29 protein-coding genes and 1 riboswitch are annotated in these 24557 nt (G+C 72.6%); of the genes, 20 read left to right on the top strand and 9 right to left on the bottom strand.

Annotated elements, in window-relative coordinates; translation table 11 throughout:
* The first annotated feature begins 3 nt into the window (after positions 1-3).
* From QOM21_RS15685 to QOM21_RS15710, 6 genes are all read left to right on the top strand, one after another.
* Positions 4-1380 (top strand): hypothetical protein, encoded by a 1377-nt coding sequence (locus tag QOM21_RS15685; RefSeq protein WP_407550656.1) that lies wholly within the window; start codon positions 4-6, stop codon positions 1378-1380.
* A 180-nt stretch (positions 1381-1560) separates the two neighbouring features.
* The gene (locus QOM21_RS15690) at positions 1561-2262 is read left to right on the top strand and encodes a DUF2993 domain-containing protein (RefSeq protein WP_407550658.1); all 702 of its coding nucleotides are present in this window, start codon (positions 1561-1563) and stop codon (positions 2260-2262) included.
* A 278-nt stretch (positions 2263-2540) separates the two neighbouring features.
* Positions 2541-2648, top strand: coding sequence for an Ms5788A family Cys-rich leader peptide (locus QOM21_RS15695; RefSeq protein ID WP_371873992.1), 108 nt, complete (start codon positions 2541-2543; stop codon positions 2646-2648).
* 156 nt (positions 2649-2804) lie between these two features.
* Positions 2805-3644 (top strand): sulfurtransferase, encoded by an 840-nt coding sequence (locus QOM21_RS15700; RefSeq protein ID WP_407550660.1) that lies wholly within the window; start codon positions 2805-2807, stop codon positions 3642-3644.
* A gap of 38 nt (positions 3645-3682) precedes the next feature.
* Positions 3683-3970: a DUF1416 domain-containing protein gene (locus QOM21_RS15705; protein WP_398559687.1), complete on the top strand. Its 288-nt coding sequence runs from the start codon at positions 3683-3685 to the stop codon at positions 3968-3970.
* A 148-nt stretch (positions 3971-4118) separates the two neighbouring features.
* On the top strand, positions 4119-4403 hold the full coding sequence (locus tag QOM21_RS15710; protein ID WP_407550662.1) for a DUF3099 domain-containing protein: 285 nt from the start codon (positions 4119-4121) through the stop codon (positions 4401-4403).
* A gap of 41 nt (positions 4404-4444) precedes the next feature.
* Here QOM21_RS15710 and QOM21_RS15715 read toward each other — a convergent pair whose 3' ends face one another.
* Entirely contained in the window at positions 4445-4810 is a 366-nt protein-coding gene (locus QOM21_RS15715) for a DsrE family protein (RefSeq protein WP_407550664.1), read from the bottom strand.
* A gap of 363 nt (positions 4811-5173) precedes the next feature.
* On the opposite strand from QOM21_RS15715, the gene QOM21_RS15720 reads away from it, so the two are divergent.
* From QOM21_RS15720 to QOM21_RS15745, 6 genes are all read left to right on the top strand, one after another.
* Positions 5174-5737: an FABP family protein gene (locus QOM21_RS15720; RefSeq protein ID WP_393894858.1), complete on the top strand. Its 564-nt coding sequence runs from the start codon at positions 5174-5176 to the stop codon at positions 5735-5737.
* 86 nt (positions 5738-5823) lie between these two features.
* Positions 5824-5898: riboswitch (cobalamin riboswitch) on the top strand.
* 114 nt (positions 5899-6012) lie between these two features.
* The gene (locus QOM21_RS15725; protein WP_407550667.1) at positions 6013-7110 is read left to right on the top strand and encodes a FecCD family ABC transporter permease; all 1098 of its coding nucleotides are present in this window, start codon (positions 6013-6015) and stop codon (positions 7108-7110) included.
* Positions 7110-7952, top strand: coding sequence for an ABC transporter ATP-binding protein (locus tag QOM21_RS15730; protein WP_407550669.1), 843 nt, complete (start codon positions 7110-7112; stop codon positions 7950-7952). Before QOM21_RS15725 ends, QOM21_RS15730 begins: the two co-directional genes overlap by 1 nt.
* A 10-nt stretch (positions 7953-7962) precedes the next feature.
* Positions 7963-8982, top strand: a complete 1020-nt coding sequence (locus QOM21_RS15735; RefSeq protein ID WP_407550671.1) for an ABC transporter substrate-binding protein — start codon at positions 7963-7965, stop codon at positions 8980-8982.
* 46 nt (positions 8983-9028) lie between these two features.
* Positions 9029-9466 carry a Fur family transcriptional regulator gene (locus tag QOM21_RS15740; RefSeq protein ID WP_407550672.1) on the top strand — a complete coding sequence of 146 codons (438 nt, stop codon included), beginning with the start codon at positions 9029-9031 and terminating at the stop codon, positions 9464-9466.
* A 31-nt stretch (positions 9467-9497) separates the two neighbouring features.
* Positions 9498-10478 carry a YgfZ/GcvT domain-containing protein gene (locus QOM21_RS15745; protein WP_407550674.1) on the top strand — a complete coding sequence of 327 codons (981 nt, stop codon included), beginning with the start codon at positions 9498-9500 and terminating at the stop codon, positions 10476-10478.
* 32 nt (positions 10479-10510) lie between these two features.
* On the opposite strand, the gene dtd is transcribed toward QOM21_RS15745, so the two are convergent.
* Positions 10511-10936, bottom strand: a complete 426-nt coding sequence (gene dtd, locus QOM21_RS15750) for a D-aminoacyl-tRNA deacylase (protein ID WP_407550675.1) — start codon at positions 10934-10936, stop codon at positions 10511-10513.
* Between the two features lie 175 nt (positions 10937-11111).
* On the opposite strand from dtd, the gene QOM21_RS15755 reads away from it, so the two are divergent.
* The 4 genes from QOM21_RS15755 to QOM21_RS15770 all read left to right on the top strand — a co-directional run bounded on the left by QOM21_RS15755 (position 11112) and on the right by QOM21_RS15770 (position 14348).
* A complete protein-coding gene (locus tag QOM21_RS15755; protein ID WP_407550677.1) occupies positions 11112-11795 on the top strand; it encodes an ABC transporter substrate-binding protein in 684 nt (227 codons plus the stop codon).
* A gap of 44 nt (positions 11796-11839) precedes the next feature.
* Entirely contained in the window at positions 11840-12859 is a 1020-nt protein-coding gene (locus QOM21_RS15760) for an asparaginase (protein ID WP_407550679.1), read from the top strand.
* Between the two features lie 294 nt (positions 12860-13153).
* The gene (locus QOM21_RS15765) at positions 13154-13585 is read left to right on the top strand and encodes an ankyrin repeat domain-containing protein (RefSeq protein ID WP_407550681.1); all 432 of its coding nucleotides are present in this window, start codon (positions 13154-13156) and stop codon (positions 13583-13585) included.
* Between the two features lie 196 nt (positions 13586-13781).
* The gene (locus QOM21_RS15770; RefSeq protein ID WP_407550683.1) at positions 13782-14348 is read left to right on the top strand and encodes an NADPH-dependent FMN reductase; all 567 of its coding nucleotides are present in this window, start codon (positions 13782-13784) and stop codon (positions 14346-14348) included.
* 2 nt (positions 14349-14350) lie between these two features.
* Here the strand turns inward: QOM21_RS15770 and QOM21_RS15775 are convergent, their stop codons facing one another.
* From QOM21_RS15775 to QOM21_RS15785, 3 genes are all read right to left on the bottom strand, one after another.
* Positions 14351-15166 carry a class I SAM-dependent methyltransferase gene (locus QOM21_RS15775; protein WP_407550684.1) on the bottom strand — a complete coding sequence of 272 codons (816 nt, stop codon included), beginning with the start codon at positions 15164-15166 and terminating at the stop codon, positions 14351-14353.
* 22 nt (positions 15167-15188) lie between these two features.
* On the bottom strand, positions 15189-15605 hold the full coding sequence (locus QOM21_RS15780) for a VOC family protein (protein ID WP_407550686.1): 417 nt from the start codon (positions 15603-15605) through the stop codon (positions 15189-15191).
* A 194-nt stretch (positions 15606-15799) separates the two neighbouring features.
* Positions 15800-16786: an aldo/keto reductase gene (locus QOM21_RS15785; RefSeq protein ID WP_407550688.1), complete on the bottom strand. Its 987-nt coding sequence runs from the start codon at positions 16784-16786 to the stop codon at positions 15800-15802.
* Positions 16787-17094: 308 nt separating this feature from the next.
* Here QOM21_RS15785 and QOM21_RS15790 point away from each other — a divergent pair, with 308 nt between their 5' ends.
* Positions 17095-17940, top strand: a complete 846-nt coding sequence (locus QOM21_RS15790; RefSeq protein ID WP_407550690.1) for a putative protein N(5)-glutamine methyltransferase — start codon at positions 17095-17097, stop codon at positions 17938-17940.
* Between the two features lie 75 nt (positions 17941-18015).
* Here QOM21_RS15790 and QOM21_RS15795 read toward each other — a convergent pair whose 3' ends face one another.
* Together QOM21_RS15795 and QOM21_RS15800 are read right to left on the bottom strand one after the other, a co-directional pair.
* Positions 18016-18786 carry an SDR family oxidoreductase gene (locus QOM21_RS15795; protein WP_407550691.1) on the bottom strand — a complete coding sequence of 257 codons (771 nt, stop codon included), beginning with the start codon at positions 18784-18786 and terminating at the stop codon, positions 18016-18018.
* Positions 18787-18992: 206 nt separating this feature from the next.
* Positions 18993-19901 carry an aminoglycoside phosphotransferase family protein gene (locus tag QOM21_RS15800; RefSeq protein WP_407550693.1) on the bottom strand — a complete coding sequence of 303 codons (909 nt, stop codon included), beginning with the start codon at positions 19899-19901 and terminating at the stop codon, positions 18993-18995.
* A 123-nt stretch (positions 19902-20024) separates the two neighbouring features.
* Here QOM21_RS15800 and QOM21_RS15805 point away from each other — a divergent pair, with 123 nt between their 5' ends.
* The 3 genes from QOM21_RS15805 (at position 20025) to QOM21_RS15815 (ending at position 21616) form a co-directional block, all read left to right on the top strand.
* Entirely contained in the window at positions 20025-20468 is a 444-nt protein-coding gene (locus QOM21_RS15805; RefSeq protein ID WP_407550695.1) for a helix-turn-helix domain-containing protein, read from the top strand.
* Between the two features lie 33 nt (positions 20469-20501).
* Positions 20502-21095 (top strand): hypothetical protein, encoded by a 594-nt coding sequence (locus tag QOM21_RS15810; protein WP_407550697.1) that lies wholly within the window; start codon positions 20502-20504, stop codon positions 21093-21095.
* A 176-nt stretch (positions 21096-21271) separates the two neighbouring features.
* Positions 21272-21616: a DUF2516 family protein gene (locus tag QOM21_RS15815; RefSeq protein ID WP_407555692.1), complete on the top strand. Its 345-nt coding sequence runs from the start codon at positions 21272-21274 to the stop codon at positions 21614-21616.
* Between the two features lie 24 nt (positions 21617-21640).
* Here QOM21_RS15815 and QOM21_RS15820 read toward each other — a convergent pair whose 3' ends face one another.
* Both QOM21_RS15820 and QOM21_RS15825 read right to left on the bottom strand, forming a co-directional pair.
* Positions 21641-23041, bottom strand: coding sequence for a PP2C family protein-serine/threonine phosphatase (locus QOM21_RS15820; protein WP_407550699.1), 1401 nt, complete (start codon positions 23039-23041; stop codon positions 21641-21643).
* A 291-nt stretch (positions 23042-23332) separates the two neighbouring features.
* A complete protein-coding gene (locus QOM21_RS15825; RefSeq protein ID WP_407550700.1) occupies positions 23333-24445 on the bottom strand; it encodes an NlpC/P60 family protein in 1113 nt (370 codons plus the stop codon).
* Positions 24446-24557 lie beyond the last annotated feature (112 nt).

Below are 24557 nucleotides of genomic sequence, written 5' to 3' on the forward strand. Positions count from 1 at the left end.
ATCATGAGCGACAACCAGCCGCGCCACCGCAAGCCGTACGAACCGCACGAGCCCTCCTCGCGCCCGGAGAGCCAGGGCTCCCACGAGCCCTACGCCGCCCCGGACCCGTACGCCCAGAACACCCCGCAGACCCCGTACGACCCGCAGACCCCGTACGACCCGCAGGCTCCCTACGACCCGCAGACGTCGTACGGCCGTCCTTACGGGCAGCAGCAGGGGCCGGTCCAGGGGCAGCCGCACGAGCCCTACCCGGCACAGCAGCCGCACCAGCCGCAGCAGCAGCCCCGGACGCCGTGGCCCGCGGCCGGCGGCCGCCACGCCCAGTACGGCTCCGGCCAGTACGGCTACGACCCCGCCGCGCAGCAGCCGCCCGCCCGGGACGGGTACGGCACCCCGCAGACCCCGCAGACCCCGCAGCCGCACGGCCCGCAGACCCAGACCTGGGACGCCCCGACCTGGGAGACCGGCACCCAGCCGCCGGTCCCGGCAGCCGGCGCGGAGACCACCCACCTGCCCACCCAGCACCAGACCGCGCCGCCGACCGAGGAGCCGTACGCCCGGCAGCACCCCCAGCGGGCCAAGCCGCACCCGCAGGGCGCGGCCGCCGCCCGCCCGGCGGCCCCCCTGGCGCCCCATCAGCGGGCCCGCGCCGAAGGCCGCTCGCCGATCATCCCGCCGGGGCGGAAGCCGGCCGTCCTGACCGCCGCGCTCGCCCTGCTGCTCGCGCTCGCCGCGCCACTGGGACAGCCGGCGCTCTTCGTGCCGGTGGTCCTCCTGCAGGCCGTCACGGCGGCGGGCTGGTTCCGGCTGAACGGCATGTGGCCCGCGCGGCAGGGCATCGCGCTGGCGTTCCTGGCCGGCCTGACCACCGATGTGGCGCTGCTGGCCACCGACCGCGGGGACGCTCCCGTCGTGGCCGTCGGCACGCTCGGCGTGTGGTGCCTGTTCGTCCTCGTCCTCCAGCTGCGCAACCGCAGCAGCGCGGACGAGCGGATGTACGCACTGACCGCGGGGCTCGCCTCGACCGCCCTCGCCGTGCTCGCCTCGGGCCAGCTCGCCGCCGCGCCGCACGCGGTGGTGGTCGGCGCCGTCGCGGTGGGCGTCGCGACGCTCGCCCGCGCACTGCCGCTGCCGCCCTACGTCTCCGTGGCCGTCGCCCTGGTGGCCTCGGCCGGCGCCGGAGTCGCGGCCGGGGGGCTGACCGACCTCGGCCCGGCGGGCGCGCTCCTGGGATTCGCGGCCGGTGGCTGTGCGCTGATCGGCCTGCGGGTGGCCAGCTACGACTACCCGTCCCGCTTCGTCCACATGACGGCGGGCGTGGCCCTGCCCCTCGCCCTCGCGGCACCGGCCGTGTACGTCCTGGGGCGCGCCCTGGCCTGAGCCGCGCCGCGGACCGGCGAGTGCACCCGGCACGCCTCGGGGGCCGCTCGCGCCCTCCCGCGGCCGACGGGCGCGCCCGCCGGACCCGGTCGTCTAGGCTCCCCGGTGCGCAGGCCGGGGAGCCTGCGGGCATGGCGGAGACGGCCGGGCGTCCGGCCCTTGCGTGGGGAAAGTGGTTCGATGCGTGCACTACGGGTGCTGCTGGTCATCGTCGTCATACTCGGGGCGCTGTTCGTGGTCGGCGACCGCGTCGCGGTGAGCCTCGCGGAGGAGAAGGTCGCGGACAAGATCCGCGTCAGCGGGGGCCTGGCGAAGGCGCCGGGCATCTCCATCAAGGGCTTCCCGTTCCTGACCCAGGTCGCCGGGCGGTCCCTCCAGGAAGTGGACGCGGACCTCGACGGCGTCGAGGCCAGCGCCCAGGGCCGCACCCTGCGGGTGAGCAAGCTCAGCGCCCGGTTCCACGACGTGCAGCTGACCAGCGACTACTCCTCCGTCGAGCGGGCCGCCTCGGCCACCGGCACCGCCCGGATCAGCTACGCGGACCTGACGAAGGCCGCGGGCGGCGGCGTGAAGATCAGCTACGCCGGCCAGGAGAACGGCCGCAGCCAGGTCACGATCTCGCCGAACGTCCCGCTCCTCAGCTCCCTGAAGGTGACCGGCTCGATCACCACCGTCGGCGGCGACACGGTGCGGCTGCGGGCCGACTCGATCCCGGCGATGTGCCGGACGATCCCCGGCTGTGAGTCGAAGGTGCGCTCGCAGACCGACCACGAGTGGAAGCTGGCGCAGCTGCCCGGCAATCTCACGCTGGAGAAGGTCGTGACGACCGCCGAGGGCATCTCGATCGCCGCCTCGGGCAAGGACGTCGAGCTCTCCGGCTGACCGGCCGACCGCGTGGCGGGCCGCCCCACCGGCCCGCCCGCACCCCGTTCGGCCCCGTGCCGGGCGGTACCGAACCTTCCGGTCCGTGACACCCCTCCGGCCGACGTCCACCCCCTGAGACAGGGCAGTCCGTCCGCCAGACGTCCGCACCGGAACACCGCCCGCTCGCTCCTCCGTGCGACCGCCGGCGGCATCCGCATCCCACATCGCGGACAATCACATCTCGACATATGACACGCCGGTGACACGCCCCGCCGTCCCTCCCTACGATCGGTGGCATGCAGAGCTCATTGAGCGGTCTCCGTCCGCGGGGACAGGCGGTCCTGACGAAGCGGCGGGCAGTGGACCTGTGCCGCGTCGCCGCCATGCTCTGTCGCCCTGTCTGACGGGCCCCTTTTCCCGCGTCCCGTCCTTTTCGGCCCCTCGGGCCGATTCCCGCATGCCCTCGCGCAGCGCCGCGCGCCGTCAGCAGCCGCGCGCATCCGGCGTCACCGCGTGCACTTCTGCAACTGCCCCCCGCAACTGCCCCGGAGGAGAAGAACATGAGCCGTACCGACGTCCTGGTGGACGCAGACTGGGTCGAGGCCCACATCGACGACCCGAAGGTCGTCATCGTCGAGGTCGACGAGGACACGTCCGCGTACGAGAAGAACCACATCAAGAACGCGATCCGCATCGACTGGCAGCAGGACCTCCAGGACCCGGTGCGCCGCGACTTCGTCGACCAGGCGGGCTTCGAGAAGCTTCTCTCGGAGAAGGGCATCGCCAACGACGACACCGTCGTCCTCTACGGCGGCAACAACAACTGGTTCGCTTCCTACGCGTACTGGTACTTCAAGCTCTACGGCCACGGCAGCGTCAAGCTGCTCGACGGCGGCCGCAAGAAGTGGGAGCTGGACTCCCGCGACCTGGTCGACGCGGTGCCCACCCGCGCGAAGACCGACTACAAGGCGAAGGCCCAGAACACCGCCATCCGCGCCTTCCGTGACGACGTCGTCGCCGCGATCGACAACCTGAACCTCGTCGACGTGCGCTCCCCCGACGAGTTCAGCGGCAAGCTGCTCGCGCCGGCGCACCTCCCGCAGGAGCAGTCGCAGCGCCCCGGCCACGTGCCCAGCGCCCGCAACATCCCCTGGTCGAAGAACGCCAACGACGACGGCACCTTCAAGTCCGACGACGAGCTCAAGGAGCTCTACGAGGGCGAGTCGGTCGACCTGGCGAAGGACACCATCGCCTACTGCCGCATCGGTGAGCGCAGCGCGCTCACCTGGTTCGTGCTGCACGAGCTGCTCGGCCAGACCAACGTCAAGAACTACGACGGTTCCTGGACCGAGTACGGCTCGCTCGTCGGCGTGCCGATCGAGCTCGGCGCGAACAAGTAAGCAACCTTCCCTCCCCGACCCCTCAAGGAAGTACCCCCATGTGTGGAGCACAGGCAGGCGGCCCGGACGCCTCGACCATCAAGCCCGGTGAGACCACCATCCAGGGCAACGTGACCCGCGACGGCGAGCCCGTCACCGGCTACGTCCGCCTGCTGGACAGCACCGGCGAGTTCACCGCCGAGGTACCCACCTCGGCGACCGGACAGTTCCGCTTCTACGCGGCCGAGGGCACCTGGACGCTGCGCGCCCTGGTCCCCGGCGGCACCGCGGACCGCACCGTCGTCGCCCAGCAGGGTGGCCTGGCGGAGGTCGCCATCGCCGTCTGACGGCATGGAGGACGGGATCGCCAGCGATCCTTACGGCCGGAGGGCCGCACCCCAGGGGTTTGGACACCTGACCGGGGTGCGGCCCTCCGTGCTGCGCGCCTGCGCGTCCGGACTTCTCTCCCACCCGCCGCGGTCTTACCGTGGAGCTATGCACGCCCGTCGCCTGCTGCCCGCGCAACGCCGCCATCGCAGGTACTTCCTGCTGATGGGCGTCTGCATCGTGCTGTTCGTGCTGGCGTGGAGCGTCGTGCGCCTCTGGTCGGTGCCCGCGGCGGTGGGGATGTGCGTGGTCGCGATGGTCATCCCGCCGGTCGCGGCGATCATCGGAAACCGCCGGGAGCCCGGCTGGCGCTGGTGGGACGAGTCCGGCGACCCGGAGTCCGACCGCTGGTGGCGCGAGCTGGACGACAAGGACGACAAGCACCCGCAATAGGGCCCTGAGGCCGGACGTGGCGTCCGACCCCGCCCGCCGCGTCAGTACACCAGGGCCTGGACGCCGTCCGGCATGATCTCGCTGACGAAGACCTGGGCACCGGCGATGCCCGCGCCCTCGATCAGGTCCTTCTCCTCGATGCCGCGCCGGGCCGCGCACTGCGTGCAGACCGTGATCGCCCCGCCGCCCGCGATGATGCCGTCGATCAGCTCCGGCAGCGGCGCGGCGTGCGGCAGCTCGAATTCGGCCGCCCGCCCCGGCAGCCCGAACCACGCCGATTCTCCGGTCAGCCACAGGGAGACCTCGACGCCGCTGGCCACCGCCACCGCCGCCACCGTGAACGCCTGCGAGCACCGCTCGGGCGCGTCCGCACCCGCCGTCACCTTGATCACGAGCTTGTTCGCCATGGCCTCAGCCTAGAGCCCGGCCGACCGCCGCCGGGGACCCGCGCCCGTACGTCCCCCGCGCCTCGCGTCCCGCCCGCGCGGCGCCCCCGCGGGGCGGGCGGGGAACCTCACAGCGCCGGACGCACCGGCGCCGACTAGACTTGCCTGCGGTCCGTAACACCTCACTCCGTCCAAGGAGCGCGCTCGTGCTTGAGGCAGTCTTCACCACCCTGCTCGTCCTGGTCGCCGTCGGCGTCGTCGCCTTCGCCGGCCTGACCTGGAAGAAGCTGTACCAGGGCCAGCGCTGAACCTGCCCCTCCCCCTGCCCTCAGCAGGAGCGCCGCGCGCCCCGGCTGTCCCCTCTCCTACAGATCGCCTGAGCTCATGATCGAGATCCCGTCCGACCTGAACCCGGCCCTGGTGCCGCTCGCCTTCCTCCTCGGCAACTGGGAGGGCGCGGGCGTCGCGGACTTCCCCGGCACCGAGAAGTGCAACTTCGGGCAGGAAGTCACCTTCACGCACGACGGCCGTGACTTCATCGAATACACCTCGCACAGCTGGGTGCTCGACGGCGAGGGCAAGAAGGTCGGCCCGCTGGAGACCGAGAGTGGCTACTGGCGCATCGACGCCGACCGCAAGGTCGAGGTCGTGATGATCCGCGACCAGGGCGTGGCTGAGGTCTGGTACGGCGAGCTGGCCGACCAGAAGCCGCAGATCGACCTGGCCACGGACGCCGTCGCCCGCACCGCCTCCTCCGGCCCTTACAGCGGTGGCAAGCGGCTCTACGGCTACGTCAACAGCGACCTGATGTGGGTCGGCGAGAAGGCCACGCCCGAGGTGCCGCTGCGCCCGTACATGTCCGCGCACCTGAAGAAGGTCGTCGACCCGAGCGAGTGGGCCAAGGACCTCAAGGACCTGCCCGACGACGGCATCGCCTTCTTCAAGTAGGACGCCCGGCGGCGAGCGGGCCGCGCGGTCCCCGGACCGCGGCCCGCCTCCGCCGTACATCTGCACACGCACGACAGCGCCCCGCGGGGGAAGTCCGGTGAGAGTCCGGCGCTGACCCGCAACGGTAAGCGGAAGCACCCCTTCCGCAAGCCCGATCGCCCGCGGCGGCGCCGGATCCTGACAACTCGCCGTGGACTGCGAGGGGACGCCTCCGCCGCCACCCGCGCCGGGCCGTGCCTCCTTCCGCACGCGGCCCGACCGAAGGCGGACCGCCCGTGGCGACCACCGAGGCCACGCCCCGCGCCCCCGCACCGCCACCCGGCTCCGTGCGGCCCCGACGGCTCCCCGTGCCGCTCCTGGTGGCCGCGCTCTCCGTCGTCCTGCTCGGCTCCCTGCTGTGCGGCATCGGCCTCGGCGCCGCCGGACTGAGCTGGGCGCAGGTGGTGCGGTATCTCGGCGCGGGACTGACCGGCGGCGCCCTCGACGCGGACGAGGTCTCCGCGTACACCATCGTGTGGGAGCTGCGCTTCCCGCGGGCCGTGCTGGCGGCCGTCGTAGGCGCCGGGCTGTCCGCGATCGGCGTCGCCGTCCAGGCGCTGGTACGCAACGCGCTCGCCGACCCGTTCGTGCTCGGCATCTCCTCCGGCGCCGCCGTCGGCGCCAACGCGGTACTCCTCTTCGGGGCGTTGGGCGCGCTGGGCGTCTGGGCCCTGTCGGTTTCCGCGTTCGCCTCCGCGCTGATCGCGATGGTCCTGGTGTACGCGGCCGCCCGCACCGCCCACGGGCTCACCCCGCTGCGCCTGGTGCTGACCGGTACCGCGATGTACTACGGGTTCTCCGCCGTCACCACCCTGATGGTGTTCACCGCCGACCGCGGCGAGGCGGCCCGCTCCGCGATGATGTGGCTGCTGGGGAGCCTGAGCGGGGCCGGCTGGGGTTCGGTGCCGATCGCGGCGGCCGCGGTGGCCGCCGCACTGGCCCATCTGCTGCTCTCCGCGGGCCGGTTGAACGCGCTGGCCATGGGCGACGAGACCGCGGCGGCGCTCGGGGTCGACGCGGAGCGGCTGCGCCGTGAGCTGTTCGTGGTCGCCGCCGCGGTCACCGGAGCGGTGGTCGCGGTCAGCGGCGCGATCGGCTTCGTCGGGCTGATGGTGCCGCATGCGACGCGGATGCTGGTCGGCGCCGACCACCGCCGGGTGCTCGCGGTCGCGCCACTGCTGGGCGCGGTGCTGCTGGTGTGGGTCGACCTGCTCTCGCGGGTACTGCTCGCGCCCGTCGAACTGCCGGTGGGCGTGATCACCGCCGTCCTCGGCGTGCCCTGCTTCGTGCTGCTGATGCGGCGGCGCGGCTACACCTTCGGAGGCGGCGCCTGATGCGGCTCGACATCGACGGCCTGTCGGTGGAGGTGGCCGGGCACCGGCTGGTCCACGACATATCGCTGGGGGCCGGCAGCGGCCGGCTCGTGGGGCTGGTGGGCCCCAACGGCAGCGGCAAGTCGACACTGCTCCGGTGCGTCTACCGCGCGCTGCGCCCGGCCGCGGGCTCGGTGCGCCTGGACGGCGAAGAGCTGCATGCCATGGACGCGCGGGAGGGCGCCCGGCTGCTGGCCGCGCTGCCGCAGGAGGCCAGCACCGAGTTCGACTTCACCGTCGCCGAGGTCGTGGCGATGGGGCGGCTGCCGCATCAGCGCGGCTCCGGTCGCGCGCGGCGCACGGACACCGAGGTGTGCGAGCGGGCGCTGGCCCGGGCCGGGGCGGACCACCTCGCGGGCCGCGGCTTCCTGAGCCTGTCGGGCGGCGAGAAGCAGCGGGTCCTCATCGCCCGCGCGCTGGCCCAGGAACCGGCCGTGCTGGTGCTCGACGAGCCCACCAACCACCTCGACATCGCCCAGCAGTTGGAGGTCCTCGCACTGGTGCGGGACAGCCGGCTGACGGTGCTCACCGCGCTGCACGACCTCAACCTGGCCGCCGTGCACTGCGACGAGCTGTACGTCATCGCGCACGGCCGGATCGTCGCCTCCGGTCCGCCGTACGACGTCCTGACCCCCGAGCTGCTCGCCGAGGTCTTCGGCGTCCGCGCGCACCGCGTACGGCATCCCGAATCGGGCGCCGTACAGCTGCTGTTCGACCGCCTGAGGCGCGCGGACGCCGCCCCTGGCGCCTGTGCCCCTGCCCCCCTCCCCCGGCCCACCCAGGCCGACCCGACCGCTCCGTGAGGACCCCCCGATGACCCCGGCCCACCGCCCCGCCGCTCTGCTCACCGTCCTCGCGCTCGCGCTCACCGGCTGCGGCGCGCAGATCACCCCCGAGGGCGAGAAGGCCGCCGGGGGCTCCGGCCACTACCCGGTCACCATCGAGAACTGCGGCGTCCGCGCGACGTACGACAAGGCACCGCAGCGCGTGGTCACCAACGATGTCGGCATCACCGAGCTGATGTTCGCGTTGGGCCTGGAGAAGCACATGGCCGGCTATGTGATGCCCGACGACAAGGGCGATCTCGGCTCGGTGCCCTACAAGGACGCCTACGACAAGGTGCCCCGGCTCTCGAAGAAGGCCATCACCAAGGAGATGGCCCTGGACGCCAAGGCCGACCTGGTCTTCGCCGGCTGGAACTACGGATTCGGCGAGGACAACGACCTCACCCCCGCGTCCCTGAAGAAGCTCGGCATCGGCAGCTACGTCCTGACCGAGTCCTGCCGCAAGGGCCCGGACGGCAGCGCCCGGGGCGTGATGCCGCCGCTGAAGGCGCTCTACACCGACCTGCGGACGCTCGGGAAGATCTTCGACGTGCGGGAGCGGGCCGAGGCCCTGGTGAAGCGGTACGAGAAGCAGGTCGCGCAGGTCCACGCCAAGATCCCCGCGCCGGGCGACCGGCCCTCCGTCTTCCTCTACGACGACGGCCGCGACAAGCCGCTGACCTCGGGCTTCTACGCGGGCCCGCACGACATCATCACCAAGGCCGGCGGCGACCACGTCATGAAGGACCTCAAGGACTCCTGGACCACGGTGGGCTGGGAGACCGTCGTCGCCCGCGACCCGGACGTCATCGTCATCAACGACTACGGCGACACCACCGCCGAGCGGAAGAAGGAATTCCTGCTGTCCTACGCCCCGCTGGCGAACGTCTCGGCCATCAAGCACCGGCGGATCTACGTCATGGACTACGCCGAACTCGTCGAGAGCCCCCGCAACCCCGCCGCGATCAGCGCCCTGGCCCACTATCTGCGCGGCGTACGCCACGGCTGACGCCCACGCCGTACGCACCGGGCGTCCGCCCTCCTACACTGGCTGTGTGGTGACCACCGACTGGCAGAGCGACCTCCGCAGGCGCGGGTACCGCCTGACCCCACAGCGTCAGCTGGTGCTGGAGGCTGTGGACAGGCTGGAACACGCCACCCCCGACGAGATCCTCACCGAGGTGCGCAAGACGGCGGGCGGCGTGAACATCTCCACGGTCTACCGGACCCTGGAGCTGCTGGAGGAGCTGAGCCTGGTCAGCCACGCCCACCTCGGCCACGGCGCCCCGACCTACCACCTCGCCGACCGCCACCACCACATCCACCTGGTGTGCCGGGACTGCACCGAGGTCATCGAGGCGGATCTGTCGGTGGCCGAGCCGTTCACCGCGGAGCTGCGCGAGAGGTTCGGCTTCGTGACGGACATGAAGCACTTCGCGATCTTCGGGCGCTGCGCGTCCTGCGCCGCCAAGGCCGCCCAGGGCGACGGGTAGCCCGCTCGCGGCCGAGTCGTAGGCTGGCTTCATGCTGCGACATTCGAAAGCCAGCCCCCTGCTGTCGCTGCCCGGTGCGGTTCCCGCCGAAGCCCCCGACGAAGGCGTCGCCGCGCACTACGGCGACCTCTTCCGGGAGCAGCGCGCCCTCGCCGACGGCTCCGGCTTCGTGGACCTCTCGCACCGCGGGGTGGTCACCGTCACGGGCGCCGAGCGGCTGCCCTGGCTGCATCTGCTGATCACCCAGCACGTCACCGATCTGGCGCCCGGCCATGCCACCGAGGCGCTGATCCTCTCCGCGCACGGCCACATCGAGCATGCGCTCTACCTCGTCGACGACGGTGAGACGACCTGGCTGCACACCGAACCGGGCACCCAGGAGGCGCTGATCGCCTACCTGGAGAGCATGAAGTTCTTCTACCGCGTCGAGGTCACCGACCGCACCGACGACTTCGCGGTCGTGCACCTCCCCGCCGGCTCGATCGCCGAGGTGCCCGAGAACACCGTCGCACGCGAGACCGCACACGGCCGGGACCTGTTCCTGCCCCGGGCCGACCTGGAGTCGTTCGCGGCGGCGCACGGCCCGGCGATCGGCATCCTGGCCCTGGAGGCCCTGCGCGTCGAGGCGCACCGCCCCCGGCTCGGTCTGGAGACCGACCACCGCACCATCCCGCACGAGCTGGGCTGGCTGGGCAGCGCCGTGCACCTGCAGAAGGGCTGCTACCGCGGCCAGGAGACCGTCGCCCGGGTCCACAACCTGGGCAAGCCGCCCCGCCGGCTGGTGTTCCTGCACCTGGACGGCAGCGAGGTGCACCTGCCGCCGCACGGCGCGCCGGTGCGGCTGGCCTCGGACGGCGAGGAGGGCAGGCAGCTGGGCTTCGTCACGACCTCGGCCCGCCATCACGAGCTCGGTCCCATCGCCCTGGCGCTGGTCAAGCGCAATGTCCCGCTCGACGCCCAGCTGACGGCGGCCGGTACGGCCGCCGCCCAGGAAGTCGTCGTCGAGCCGTAGCGAAACGGCCCGTTCTGCGGTGCCTCGGGGGCTCAGACCTCGACGAGCACCGTGAACGGGCCGTCGTTCGTCAGCGACACCTTCATGTCGGCGCCGAAGCGCCCGGTCTCCACCCGGGCGCCGAGTGCCCGCAGCTGCGCGACGACCTCGTCGACCAGCGGTTCGGCCACCGGCCCGGGGGCGGCGGCGTTCCAGGTGGGGCGGCGCCCCTTGCGGGCGTCACCGTAGAGAGTGAACTGGCTGATCACCAGGAGCGGCGCCCCGGTGTCCGAACAGGACTTCTCGCCCTGCAGGATCCGGACCGACCACAGCTTCCGGGCGAGCTGTGCCGCCTTCTCCGCAGTGTCCTCGTGGGTGACCCCCACCAGCACGCACAGCCCTTCACCGACGATTTCGCCGACCGTCTCGCCCGCCACGTCGACGCGTGCGCCGTCGACCCTCTGCACCACAGCTCGCATACCGGCCATCATGCACGGCGGCTTTCGGCATCCGTACGGCTGTACCCCCACGAGGGCCGTTCGGGTGCCATCGCCCTGCGCATGGACCGCCCAGAGTGGCACGATGCGTGCACGCGGTGCGTTTCACGGACAACATGCCCTGGATGCCGCACCGGACGAGGGGACGGAACGACTCATGAGCACTGCCGGCTCCGGGCAGACGCCCGGTCCCGTACCGACCGCCCGTACGACGACGACCGCCGTACCGACACCGACCGCCCCGACCACGACGGCATCGGCTCCCGACGAGCCCACCCGCAGCGAGGATGGCCCCATGCTCCCGGCAGGCCAGGCCCAGCACCCCCGCCCCCCGCAGCAACGCGACCGCTGCCACCCCGTCGCGACACCCGATCTGTCCGTCCTGGGATTGCCGGAGCTGCGGGTGGTGCGGCGTGACGCGCAGCAGGACGAGGCCGATCTGAGCTATCTGCGGCGGCTGCTGCAGGGCCGCATCGACATCCTGCGGGCCGAGATCGCCCGGCGCACCGCGCAGCATTCGCCGCTGCTCGACCGCCTCCCGGAGATCCTGACGGACCTCCCGTCGCGGCACCGCTCCTCGGCCCGGCACGTCACGCTCGGGACGCCGCACAGCGAGGAGTACCGCGAGATGGCCGAGCAGATGCTCGGGGAGGTCGAGCTGTCCGACCTGACGGCACGGACGGACGGCGAGCTGCACGACGCGATGGGCCGCCTGATCCGCCATGAGCGGGAGGTTTCGCGGCGCCGCCAGTCGCTGCAGCGGATGGCCGATGATTGCAGTACCGAAATCACCCGCAGGTACCGTGAGGGCGAAGCACAAGTAGACGACCTGCTGTCCTGACCCGGCCACCCCGGAGGGCGCGGGTCACTCCCGGAAGGCCGACGATGACCTCGCCCACCCCGATATCCGAGCCGTCCCAGGATTCCTCTCCGTCCCCGGATTCCGCGGCGGCCGCGCAGTCCGCGGTGCCCCCCGTCCTCGCCGAGGTCGTCCGTTCCGGCTTCGTCGAGGGACGCCACCGCGGCTCGCTGGTGGTGCTGGCGGCCGACGGCAGCGTGGAGTGGGCGCTGGGCGATGCCGCGGCCCCGGTCTTCCCCCGGTCGGCGAACAAGCCGATGCAGGCCGCGGCGGTGCTGCGGGCGGGCCTGGACCTCTCGGGCGAGCGGCTCGCGCTGGCCGCCGCGAGCCACTCCGGCGAGTCCTTCCACCTCGATCTCGTACGGACCATGCTGGCCGAGCACGGCCTGACCGCCGACCAGCTGCAGACCCCGCCCGATCTGCCGCTCGACCCCGAGGAGTCGGAGCGGTATCTGGCGTCGGGCCAGGTCCGCGAGCGGCTGACGATGAACTGCTCCGGCAAGCACACCGCCATGCTGGCCGCCTGCGCCCTCAACGGCTGGCCGCTGGGTTCCTATCTCGACCAGGACCACCCGCTCCAGCAGCTGGTGCTCGACGGTGTCCGCACGGCGAGCGGCGAGGACGTCGCGCACATCGGCACCGACGGCTGCGGTGCGCCGCTGATGTCCCTGTCGCTGACCGGTCTGGCCCGCGCCTTCCGGCACTTCGTCGCCGCCGAGCCGGGCAGCCCGGAGCGGCGGGTCGCGGACGCGATGCGCGCTCACCCCGAATACGTCGCCGGCACCCGCCGCCCCGACACCTGGCTGATGCAGGCACTGCCCGGCACGCTGTCGAAGATGGGCGCGGAAGCCGTCCAGGCACTGGCGCTGCCCGACGGCCGGGCGCTCGCCTTCAAGATCGACGACGGTGCGATCCGCACGCTCGGGCCGGTGCTGGCGAGGGTCCTGCGCCGGATGGGGGTCGATGCCCCCGTGCTCTCCCGTATCGAGGACGCACCGCTGCTGGGCGGCGCCACACGCGTCGGGGAGATCCGCGCGGCCTTCTGAGCGCCGCCGAGAGCGCGGGGATGCCGTCCTCGCGCTCTCCCCGTACGCGGGATCGCCCGAACTCCCCCTCGGATGGGGCATGTTGGCGTCGCCGCATATGGGCGGCGCGTCGGCGCCCGGCCGACGAAGCCCCGCCGGGCGTACGGAGAGCGGGCCGGGCCCTCTCGGCGCCCCGGCCCGGACGGGCCGGCCGGCGGCCCACCGCCCCGCCGCGGGCACTGCCCCAACGGAGGTGACCTGCATAAAGTGGCGAGGACACAGTGCACCACTCACCACAGCAGGAGGCCGGCGACCATGAGCGACGCGAATACCGAGCCGCAGGGGCCCGAGGCGATCGAGCACGCGCACGACCCCGAGGTGCTGCAGCTCGCGGCCAAGGTCTTCGACCTGGCGCGGCACGGTGACACCGACACCGTCGCCGCCTATGTGGACGCGGGCGTGCCCGCGAATCTGACGAACGAGAAGGGCGACTCCCTGGTGATGCTGGCCGCCTACCACGGCCACGCGGCCACCGTGGAGGCGCTGCTCCAGCGCGGCGCGGACGCCGACCGCCCCAACGACCGGGGCCAGACGCCGCTCGCCGGCGCGGTCTTCAAGGGTGAGGACGAGGTCGTCAAGGCGCTGATCGCCCACGGCGCGGACCCGGCGGCCGGCACCCCCTCGGCGATCGACACGGCCCGGATGTTCGAGAAGAAGGAGCTGCTGACGCTGTTCGGCGTGCAGTGAGTCCTCCCGGCGCGGCGGGCCGTGCCACCGGGATCGGCAGGGTCCGGGTCGGCGCGGGTTCACGCGTGCCCGGCGGGGCGTGTGCGTCCGCACGGTGGGGCACCCGGCTCGCCGCGCTTGACCTCAAGTTTCCTTGAGGTTCTAGCGTCGGGGTCTGACGGCAACACCGCCGCCGCACCCCCATGGAGGGCCCCGCATGTCCGAGCACCGCTACCGCCTCGCAGTGATCATCGGCAGCACCCGGGAGGGCCGGTTCGCGCCCGTCATCGCGAACTGGTTCACCCGGCACGCCGAAGAGCACCGGCACATCGACGTCGACGTCATCGACCTGGACACCGTCCGCCCCTACGAGCTCCGGCCCGGCAGCGAGGACCACGCCTCCTTCGCCAAGCGCGTCGACACGGCGGACGCGTTCGTCGTGATCACCCCGGAGTACAACCACTCCTTCCCGGCACCGCTCAAGCACGCCATCGACCTGCTGCACGCGCCGTGGCAGGCCAAGCCGGTCGGCTTCGTCTCGTACGGCGGGGTCTCGGGCGGCCTGCGGGCCATCGAGCAACTCCGGCTGGTCTTCGCCGAGTTGCACGCCACGACCGTGCGCGAGACGGTCAGCTTCCCGCTCGCGGGCAATCTCTTCGACGACGACGGCCGACTGCACGACCCCGCCCCCGCCGCCCGGGCCGCCGACGCCCTGCTGAACCAGCTGACCTGGTGGGCGGTGGCCCTGCGCGAAGCCCGCGCCGCACGGCCCTACGGCGCCTGACCTCAGGCCCGCCGCACCGTCGCGACATGCACCCGCATCGCGCACGGGATGCGGCCGCCGGGCAGCGCCGAGTCCGCCGTCTCCGCCTCGAAGCGGGCCCGCAGCTCAGCGGTGACGGCGGCGTCGAGCGGCCCGAGGTCGTAGAGGCCCCCCACGGTCCGCCACACCTGCTCCGGCGGTCCGGTCAGATCGAGCCGTAGCGTCTCCCAGTCGGCCGGGCCGAAACCGGCCGGGCCGAAGACCTCGTCGAACCCGTCACGGGTCCGCAGCCGACGGTCCCCCAGGCGCGGGATCCGCTGCCCCGGCGGCGCCGCCTTGATCAACGGCAGGGCCAGCCGCAGAAAACTCCCGTACGCCTCGTCCCCCACGGCGCCGCCGCCCAGCACCACCGCCAGCGTGCCGCCGGGCTCCAGCACCCGCGCCAGCTCGGCCGCGACCCGCTCGGCGTCGCTCATCAGCATCAGCGCCATGTGCGAGACGCAGCCGTCGAACCGGCCGTCCTCGAACGGGAGGTGTTGCGCCCGGCCGACCCGGAGATCGGCCCGTGCGGTGTGCGGGCGGCGGCGCGCCAGCGCCAACTCCTCGGCGGAAAGGTCCAGTCCGGCGAGGGAGCGCCCCTCGTCCTCCCCCAGCAGCTCCAGCAGCAGGCCGTCACCGCATCCGAGGTCCAGCACACGCCGGCAGCCCGCGACCCGGTCGCGGAGGACGGCGTAGCTGGACCGGCCGTCCTCGGCCCTGCCGTGGGCCATCGCCCGTGCGGTCACCGCCGGATGCGCGGCGTGGAACGTCCGGAGAAAAGCTTCCTGATCCGTCGTCATCCGCCGAGCCTATGAGGCGCCTTCATGCCTCCGCGCCCGGCGGGCGCTCCTGTACCGCCCAGCCGTTGCCGTCCGGGTCGCTGAAGAACACGAAGGAGTTCCACGGCTCGCCGGGGCCCTCGGCCATCGTCCCGTCCTCCAGGTGCTGCACCGGACCGGCCGCCACGCCGTGCGCGACCAGCTGGGCGCGGGCGGCCTCGATGTCGGGCACCACCAGCTGCATCCCCTGCACCGTGCCGGGCTCGGCCTGCCGGACGCCGGTGCCGGCACCGATCACGATCGAGCAGCCCGAGCCGGGCGGCGTCAGCTGGACGATGCGGACGTCCCCGCCGACACGGGTGTCGTGGTCCACCGCGAAGCCCACCTGCTCGCTGTAGAAGCGCTTCGAGCGTTCCACGTCGGAGACCGGGATCGGCACCAGTTCGAGCTTCCAGTCCATGGCGGCCGTCCTTCCGTACGGGCGGCGGGCCGCGGACCGCGGCGGTCGCCGCGGGCTGGACGCGCCCCGAAAAAGTCTAGGCCGCGCGGCCCCGCACGGCCCGGTACGGCGCCGCCGACCGGGACGGAGCCCGTCCCGCGCACGGGCTCCGCCTCGCTGCTCCGCGCCCGCCGCCCCGCACCGGCCGCGTCCGCTCACCTGTTCACGAACGTCATGCTCACCTCGTCGTAGCGCGTCCCGGCGACCTGGCCGGCCGGCGCCGCGGCGTCGATCGCGGCGAGTTCGTCCTCGGACAGCTCGATCGCGAGCGCGCCGAGGTTCTCCTCCAGATACTTCTGCCGCCGGGTGCCCGGAATCGGCACCACATCGCTCCCGCGGTGCTGCACCCAGGCCAGGGCCAGCTGACCGGCCGTGACGCCCTTGGCTGCGGCCAGCTCGTCCAGCTTCGCCACGATGGCGAGGTTCTGCTCCAGGTTGCCGTCGGCGAACCGCGGCTGGCTGCGGCGCACATCGGACTCCGGCAGCTCCGTGACAGAGGTGTACCGCCCCGTCAGGAAGCCGCGCCCCAGTGGCGAGAAGGGCACCAGGCCGATGCCCAGCTCCCGGCACACCGGCGCGATCTCGTGCTCCAGGTCGCGGGTCCACAGCGACCACTCGCTCTGCAGGGCGGCGATCGGGTGCACCGCGTGCGCCCTGCGGAGCGTCGCCGCGCCCGCCTCGGACAGCCCGAGGTGGCGCACCTTGCCCGCCGCGACCAGCTCGGCCATCGCGCCGACCGTCTCCTCGATCGGGACGTCGGGGTCGACCCGGTGCTGGTAGTAGAGGTCGATGTGGTCGACGCCCAGACGGCGCAGCGACGCGTCACACGCCTGCCGGACGTAGGCGGCGTCGCCCCGGATCGCGGTCGGCTCGCCGAGCCGGTTGGCGAAGCCGAACTTGGTCGCCAGCACCACCTCGTCCCGCCGGCCGGCCACGGCCCGCCCGATCAGCTCCTCGTTGTGCCCCGCTCCGTAGAAGTCGGAGGTGTCCAGCAGGCTGACCCCCAGGTCGAGCGCCCGGTTGAGGGTCGCGACGGACTGCGCGTCGTCCACCGGCCCGTAGCCGTGGCTCATGCCCATGCACCCGAGCCCCTGCGCGGAGACCACCAGTTCACCGAGGTGACGCGGGGGGATGTCGGTCATGCTGCTGCCTCCTGTGCCGTGCGGCGATAGCGGCTCCGGGGCCGTCCCCGGAGCGTCGTCGCCGACGGTAGGAGTTGGAGCGCGCTCGAAGTCAACCGCGCCCGGAGCGGGGGCCGTCGCGCGGTGACGGGGGGTGGCGGTTCGGGTAATGTTGCCGTCTCACGCAGTGGACCGACCCAGGAGGTGAGACCGATTCCCCGCCAGATCAGGCAGGTGCTCCCGTCTCACCGTCGCACGGTCCGCCCGCAGCAGGTGACCGTCCGACAGACGTGACCGGGCAAGCGCCATCGGCGCCCCGAAAGGCTCACATGTCGACGTACCCGTCACCCCTCCCCCCGGCTCTCTCCCGCTCCACCGTTGTCACCACGCTCCGTGCCGCCGGCTGTGTCTTCGCCGAGGACGAGGCCGAGTTGCTGCTCGCCGCGGCCCGCTCACCGGCCGGCCTCGCCGCCATGGTGCGGCGCAGGGCCGGTGGGGTGCCGCTCGAACACGTCCTGGGGTGGGCCGAGTTCCACGGGCGGCGGATGGCGGTGGATCCCGGGGTGTTCGTGCCCCGCCGCCGCACCGAGTTCCTCGTGGAGCGGGCCCTGGCCCTCGCCTCCGGAGCCCGCACCGCCCGGCGCCGCACGGTGGTCGTCGACCTCTGCTGCGGCTCGGGCGCGGTCGGTGCCGCTCTGGCGGCGGTCCTCGGCGCGGTCGAACTGCACGCCGCCGACATCGAACCCGCCGCGGTGCGCTGCGCCCGGCGCAACCTCGCCGCGGTCGGCGGCGAGGTGTACGAGGGCGATCTCTACGCCCCGCTGCCCGGCGGCCTCCGGGGGCGGATCGATCTGCTGGTCGCCAACGTGCCGTACGTGCCCACCGAGGAGGTCGGGCTGCTGCCGCCGGAGGCCCGCGAACACGAACCTCTGGTGGCGCTCGACGGCGGCGCGGACGGGCTCGACGTGCTCCGCCGGGTCACCCGGGAGGCGGCCCGATGGCTGGCGCCCGGCGGCCATCTGCTGGTCGAGACCAGCGAGCGCCAGGCGGAGCGCGCGGTCGGGACGTTCGCCCGTGCGGGGCTGCTTCCCCAGGTGGCCACCAGCGACGAGTGGTACGCCACGGTCATCGCCGGAACCCGCCCCGACGAGCCGCGGGCCTCCGGCGACCGCTAGGGCGAGGTCGGGGGCGGCCCCGCCGGGGCCGCCCCGGCACCGTGCCCGGGCGGGCCCCGGCGGTGGCCGAGGTCCTCAACTCACCCGCTCCGCAAGGAAGTCCTCCCAGGTCCGCTTGCCCACATGCGCGCCCTCGACGGACAGATTCGCGCCGGCCCGGTAGGCACGGCCGGCCTTCCCCGGCATCCGTACCGGCACCGTCAACCGGCGCTTCCCGCGCGCCGCCAGATATCCACGGCTCAGCTCGGCCATCCCGTACACCGTCGGCCCGGCCAGATCGGGCACCAGGCCGGCCGGCTCCCCGAGCGTCAGCTCCACCAGCCGCGCCGCCACCTCGCGGGCATCGACCGGCTGGAACCGGAGTCCGCCCGGGGCGGGGATCACCGGCAGCTTCGCCATCTTCTCCACCACGGTCAGGGCGAGGTCGTGGAACTGCGCGGCACGCAGCGTCGTCCACGGCAGGCCGGATCCGGCCACCGCGCGCTCCGCGCCGAGCTTGGCCGCGAACCAGCTCAACGGGACCTTGTCCGCGCCGATGACCGAGATGTAGACCACGTGCCGTACCCCGGCTGCCGCGGCGGCCTCCATGAGGTTCGAGGTCGCCTCCTCGTCGCCCTTGGGGCCGCCCGCGAGGTGCAGGACGGTCCCGGCCCCTTCGACCGCGGCCGCCAGCCCCTCGCCCGTCCGCAGATCCCCGGTCACCTGGTCGATACCGTCCGCGGGGTCCCGGGGCTGCCGGCTGAGCACCCGCACGTCGCGGCCGGCGGCGCGCAGCATCGGCACCACGAGGCGCCCGAGGGTGCCCGTCCCGCCGGTGACCAGAAGGAGTGAGTTCGTCTCGGTCATGTCCAGCACTCTCCGATGCGTCATGCGGGAAGTCCGGCTTCCCGGAGCCGACCCATGGATTTCGTGGGCCTGCTCCCATGACTCGCGCCGAGGAAGGAATGTGACAGGTCGCGGCACCCGGTTTTCCGCCCTCACCTGTGAGGCGGGCGCTTCCGTGGCCCTGAGCGTGTCGACGACCACCCCCTCCCGGACCGGCCAGGGGGCGTTCAGCGCGCGGCGGCGTCCGCGAGGATCGCCTCAAGGCGTGCCCGGCATTCGGCGACGAAGGCGGGGAAGGTGTGCCGGTAGTCGGAGATTCCGCTGACGCCCACCGCGATCGCCCAGGCGCGGGCGCGGGCCCAGGTCACCTCGTCGAGGTTCGAGGCATCCCAGTAGGCCCGGCGCGCCTGGGGCGGCAGGTCCCAGACGGTGGCGTGCTCGGCGTCGGGAAAGCCGACCGAGAGTGCTCCGAAGTCGATGACCGCGTGCAGCTTGCCGTTCCGGGCCAGGAGGTTGGTCGGTTTGAGGTCGCCGTGCAGCCACACATGGGGTCCGGAGGGTTCGGGGAGCGCGAGCGCGGCTCGCCACAACCGTTCCAAGGTGTCGACGTCGAGCTCGGAGCCCAGGGCGGCCCGGCAGTCGTCGAGACATCCGCCGACCCACTCCTCGCACGGCTCCAGGGTGCCTCCGCGGTACCAGCTGAGGTCCTCCGCGCGCGTCGCTCCCATGAGGTCGATGCGGTGGAGCCGCCCCACGACCGCCGCCAGGTCGGCCCCGAAGGCGGCCCAGTCCCGGACGGTGTCCGGGCCGACCTCGTCACCGTCGATCCAGCGGTAGACGGACCAGAGCAGCGGGAAGGCATCGGTGGGCGTCCCGGCGTGTACGGGCTCGGGAATCGGACAGCCGAGGAGTGGTGCCAGCCGGGGAAGCCACTCCTGCTCCTTGCGCACGGACCGTCCGTTGCCGGGGGTCCGTGGCAGTCGCACGAGGAGGTCCTCGCCCAGCCGGTACATGGTGTTGTCCGTGCCGGCGCCCGCGGGCGACAGCGGCAGGCCGGCCCACTCCGGGCGCTGCGCCTTCAGCAACGACCGGACCAGCGTCTCGTCGACCGGGATCTCGTCCTCGTGAAGCATCACGTCGCGAAGTCTCACGCCCGAAGGGACCGTCACGCCAGTGACTTTCCCTCGGTCCCGGCACCACACCGCCACTCTTGCTAGCGCTTGCTTGCAATAGTTAGCACGAGCGTGCACTATCGGGGCATGGCATCTCTCAACGTCGGCAACCTCGGCGAGTTCCTGCGGGAGCAGCGGCGCACGGCGCAGCTGAGCCTGCGGCAACTCGCGGATGCCGCAGGGGTGTCCAACCCGTATCTCAGCCAGATCGAGCGCGGCTTGCGCAAGCCGAGCGCGGAGATCCTCCAGCAGCTGGCCAAGGCCCTGCGGATCTCCGCCGAGACGCTGTACGTCCAGGCCGGGATCCTCGACGAGCGGCACGGTCCGGACGAGATCGGGGTGCAGACCTCGATACTCACCGACCCCTCGCTGAACGAGAGGCAGAAGCAGGTCCTGCTGCAGATCTACGAGTCCTTCCGCAAGGAGAACGGATTCGTCGGCGGCGGGGACGGCTCTGCGAACGGGCATGAGGACGGGCGCGGTACGGACTCCCACGACGCAGAGGCCGACGGCGGCCCGCACGCCACCTGAGCGACCGATTTCGATTCCAGGAGGAACCACGTCATGGCCATCACCGATGACCTCCGCAAGACCCTGACCGACGCCACCCCGCTGTACGCCCTGGCCGGCACCGCCGACCTGGCCGCCGAGAAGCTCGGCGAGGTGCCCGCGCTGGTCGAGAAGGTCCGGGTCGAGGCGCCCAAGCGCTTCGAGTCCGTGCGGGCGACCGACCCGAAGGAGATCCAGGACCGGGTCACCAAGCAGGCCAAGGACGCCCAGGAGAAGTTCAACGAGCTGCTGGGCTCGCTGGACGGCGACCTGAAGAAGCTCCGTGAGCAGGCGCAGGACCTGGCGATGCAGAGCGTCGGCCGGGCCGCCGAGTACGCCGTCAAGGCGCGCGAGACCTACGACGAGCTGGCCGAGCGCGGCCGGGGCGCCGTGCAGACCTGGCGCGGCGAGACCGCCGACCAGGTCGAGGACCTCGCCGTGGCGATCGAGCCGGAGGCCAAGGAGCCGACGGTCAAGGAGACGCTGACGGCCCAGCAGAAGGCCAAGCCCGCGAACGGCACCCGGACCGAGGCCAAGCCCGCCGCGGCGAAGAAGACCGACTCCGCCGCCAAGCCGGCCGCGAAGAAGCCCACGCCGCCGGCGAAGTGACGTCCGTCACCGCGCACTGAGCGGTAGGGCGAGGGAGCGGGCGCGCCGCCATGGCGCACCGCGCCCCACCGGGTCCACCGGCCGGGCCGGGCACGCATGGCGTGCCCGGCCCGTTCTCCGGGTACGGTGGGGCCGCGAAGAGACCGACACATCCAGGCGAACGGGCGGTGGGCAACGTGCTGATCTACGGGTTCCAGAACGTTCTGAGCTGGGTGCAGCTCGCCCTGGGCGTGTACGCGGCAGTGATGCTGGTGGACGCGGCCGTGCGCCGCGAGGACGCCTATCGCGCCGCGAGCAAGCAGTCCAAGGGCCTCTGGCTGATTTTCCTCGTGATCGCCACGGCGCTGCTGTTCCTGCTGCCGCTGATGTCGTTCCTGCCGATCATCGGCGTGATCGCGGTGATCGTCTACACCGTCGACGTCCGGCCGGCCCTCCGGCAGGTCACCGGGGGCGGCCGCGGCCCGCGCCGCGGCGGCTCCAGCTCGGACGGCCCGTACGGCCCGTACAACGGCGGCCGCTGAGCCCGACCCGTGCCGCCGGCTGGGCTAGTGCCGGTCGAGCAGCAGCACCGCGACATCGTCCGTGAGCTCCCCGCCGTTCAGGTCGCGCACTTCCCTGACCGACGCGTCGAGCAGTTCCTCACCCCGGAGACCGGCCGCCATCCGACGGCTGACCAATGCGGTCATGCCCTCCTGGCCGAGGCGCTCCTTGCCCTCACCGACGCGGCCCTCGATCAGGCCGTCGGTGTACATCATCAGGCTCCAGGAGCCGCCCAGTTCGACCTGCCGGCGCGGCCAGCGGGCACGCGGCAGCAGGCCGAGGGCCGGGCCGCCGAACTCGTACGGCAGCAGCTGCGGCTCCTGCCCCGCGCGGGCCAGCAACGGCGCGGGGTGGCCGGCCAGGCACACTCCCGCGCGGCGGCCGTCGGCGGAGATGTCGACCGTGCACAGCGTCGCGAAGATCTCGTCGTCCGCGCGCTCGTGCTCCAGCACCTTCTGGAGGGTGGAGAGCAGCTCGTCGCCGCACAGTCCGGCGAAGGTCAGGGCGCGCCAGGCGATCCGCAGTTCGACGCCGAGCGCGGCCTCGTCCGGGCCGTGGCCGCAGACGTCGCCGATCATCGCGTGAACGGTGCCGTCCTGGGTGCGCACGGTGTCGTAGAAGTCGCCGCCGAGCAGGGCACGGCTGCGGCCGGGGCGGTAGCAGGCGGCGAAGCGCAGGTCCGAGCCGTCCAGCAGCGGGGTGGGCAGCAGCCCGCGCTCCAGGCGGGCGTTCTCCTGCGCCAGCATCCGCGATTCGGTCAGCTGGCGCTGTGCGAGGTCGGCGCGTTTGCGTTCGACGGCGTAGCGCACCGCGCGGCTGAGCACCGCGCCGTCCAGCTCGTCGCGGAAGAGGTAGTCCTGGGCGCCGACGCGGACGGCCTCGGCGGCCCGCTCGGCGTCCGTCTCGGACGTCAGCACCAGCACCGCCTGCGCGGGCGCCATCCGCAGCACCTCACGCAGTGCGTCCAGCTCGTCACCGGGGCAGTCGATGTCGCCCGCGTCCCGCTCGCTCTGCTCCGGCGGGGCGAGGTCGAGCAGTATGCAGTGCACGTCGTGGGTGAGCAGCCGCTCGGCCTCGGTGAGGTTGCGGGCGGTGCGCAGACGGACCTTGCGGCCCGCCCAGTCCCACATGTCGGGGACGGGGCTGTTGGGGTCCTCGCCGATCAGGAGCAGCGTCAGGCCCTGGTCGAGCGATCCCAGGTCGGCCGGGAGGAGCGGGTCCGGTGCCGTCGAGGTGCGGCTCGCCGGCTCCTGGCCGGCGTGCCCCAGGGCGCTCGTGCCCCGGGCCGTGTCGTCCGCCACAGCCGGGGCGCCGGCGGCGCGCGGCGAATCCGCGCAGGCCGCGTCCACCGGTCCTGCCTGGTGCGGCAGCACGGCCGTCCGCTGGTGCGGTACGGGTACGGGCATTCCTCTGCTTCCTTTCCCTCCCCCCGAGGGTGCGGCGGCCGACCGGCGCGCCACCGTGCCCGGTTCCACGCCGCTCGTCGGTCACATGAGCGAGGCGCTACCGGGCACTGAGAGGCGACCATAGCGCCAGTACCGAGCAGTACGGAATGGCCGATGGCAATCGGCCATCGTCATATGCCGCGCCCCATCAGCAATTTGACCCGTGGAGGCAGGAAAGCGGAATGACGAACATCACCCCGCATGACCCGTATTCGGCCGCCGGCGACAACCGTCGGAAACCGAACGAACCGGTCATTTATCGGGCCGCACCACACCCAGGATCGGCATCGAACCGGCGCCGGTGACCGTGATCTGCCGGCCGGGCCGCGGGGCGTGCACGATCGCGCCGTCGCCGATGTACATCCCGACATGGCTGGCATCGGTGAAATAAATGATCAGGTCGCCGGGCCGCATGTCCTTGACGCGCACCCGGTCCAATTGCCGCCACTGCTCCTGCGACGTCCGCGGAATCGTCCGGCCGGCCGCCTGCCACGCCCGCAGGGTCAGCCCTGAGCAGTCGAAGGTGTCCGGTCCCTCGGCGCCCCACACATAATCCTTGCCGATTTGATCAGTGGCGTAGGCGATGGCCTTCTTGCCTTTGGCGGACGCGCGGCTGTCGATGTCCTTCCACACGCCGGAGTCGAGCCATTTCTGCTGTTCCCGGAACGCCCGCTCGTCCTCCAGCTCCTTCAGCCGGTCGATTTCCTCGGCGGCCAGCCGGGATTCCACTTTCTTCGCCGCGTCGATCTTCTTCTTGATCTCCCGCTGCGCGGCTTCCTTCTTCTTGCGATTCGCCTCCAGCCGCTCCCAGCGATCCGTCGCGGCCTTGGAATAGCCCTCCAAGTCGCCCTTGAGACGTGACAGTTGGCCGATCACGCCTTTGGTGGCCTGCTGCCCCTTGCGGACCAGAGTGGCGTTGTCGAGAAAACGCTCGGGATGGGTGTTGAGCATCAGCCGGGCCTCGGAGGGAATTCCGCCACCGCGGTACTGGGCACTGGCCAGCGCACCGGCGTGCCGCTTGAGGGCGGTGAGCTTGTGCTGCGTCGTGTCGATGCTCCGCGCCAGCTTCACGATCTCCTTCTGCTGCAGCTCGACCTGCTCCTTGGCGCCGTTATAGGCGTCGGTCGCCTGCTCCGCCCTGCGGTAGAGATCCTCGATCTTCTTGCGCACGCCCTCCAGGCGCTTGAGGCCGGGGTCGTCGAGCGGGACGTCGCCCTTCTTGTCGCCGCCGTCACTCCCGGCACCCCGGTCGTTCGCGCGACTGTCCGAATCCTTGCCCTGCCCCGGACCCGGTTCGGCGTACGCCGTGGACGCCGTGCCACCGAGCAGACCCATCGCGCACAGGACGATGGCGGTGCACGTCACGATCCGGCCACCCCGGCCACCCCGGAAGCCCCAGGCCCCCCACCGGTCCCAGACGCCCTTTACGGCCTGTTCGTCCTGCCGTGCCCCCTGGCTCCGCACCAGCCACCTCCGG

The sequence above is a fragment of the Streptomyces sp. Pv4-95 genome, assembly GCF_045782725.1.
GTDB lineage: Bacteria > Actinomycetota > Actinomycetes > Streptomycetales > Streptomycetaceae > Streptomyces.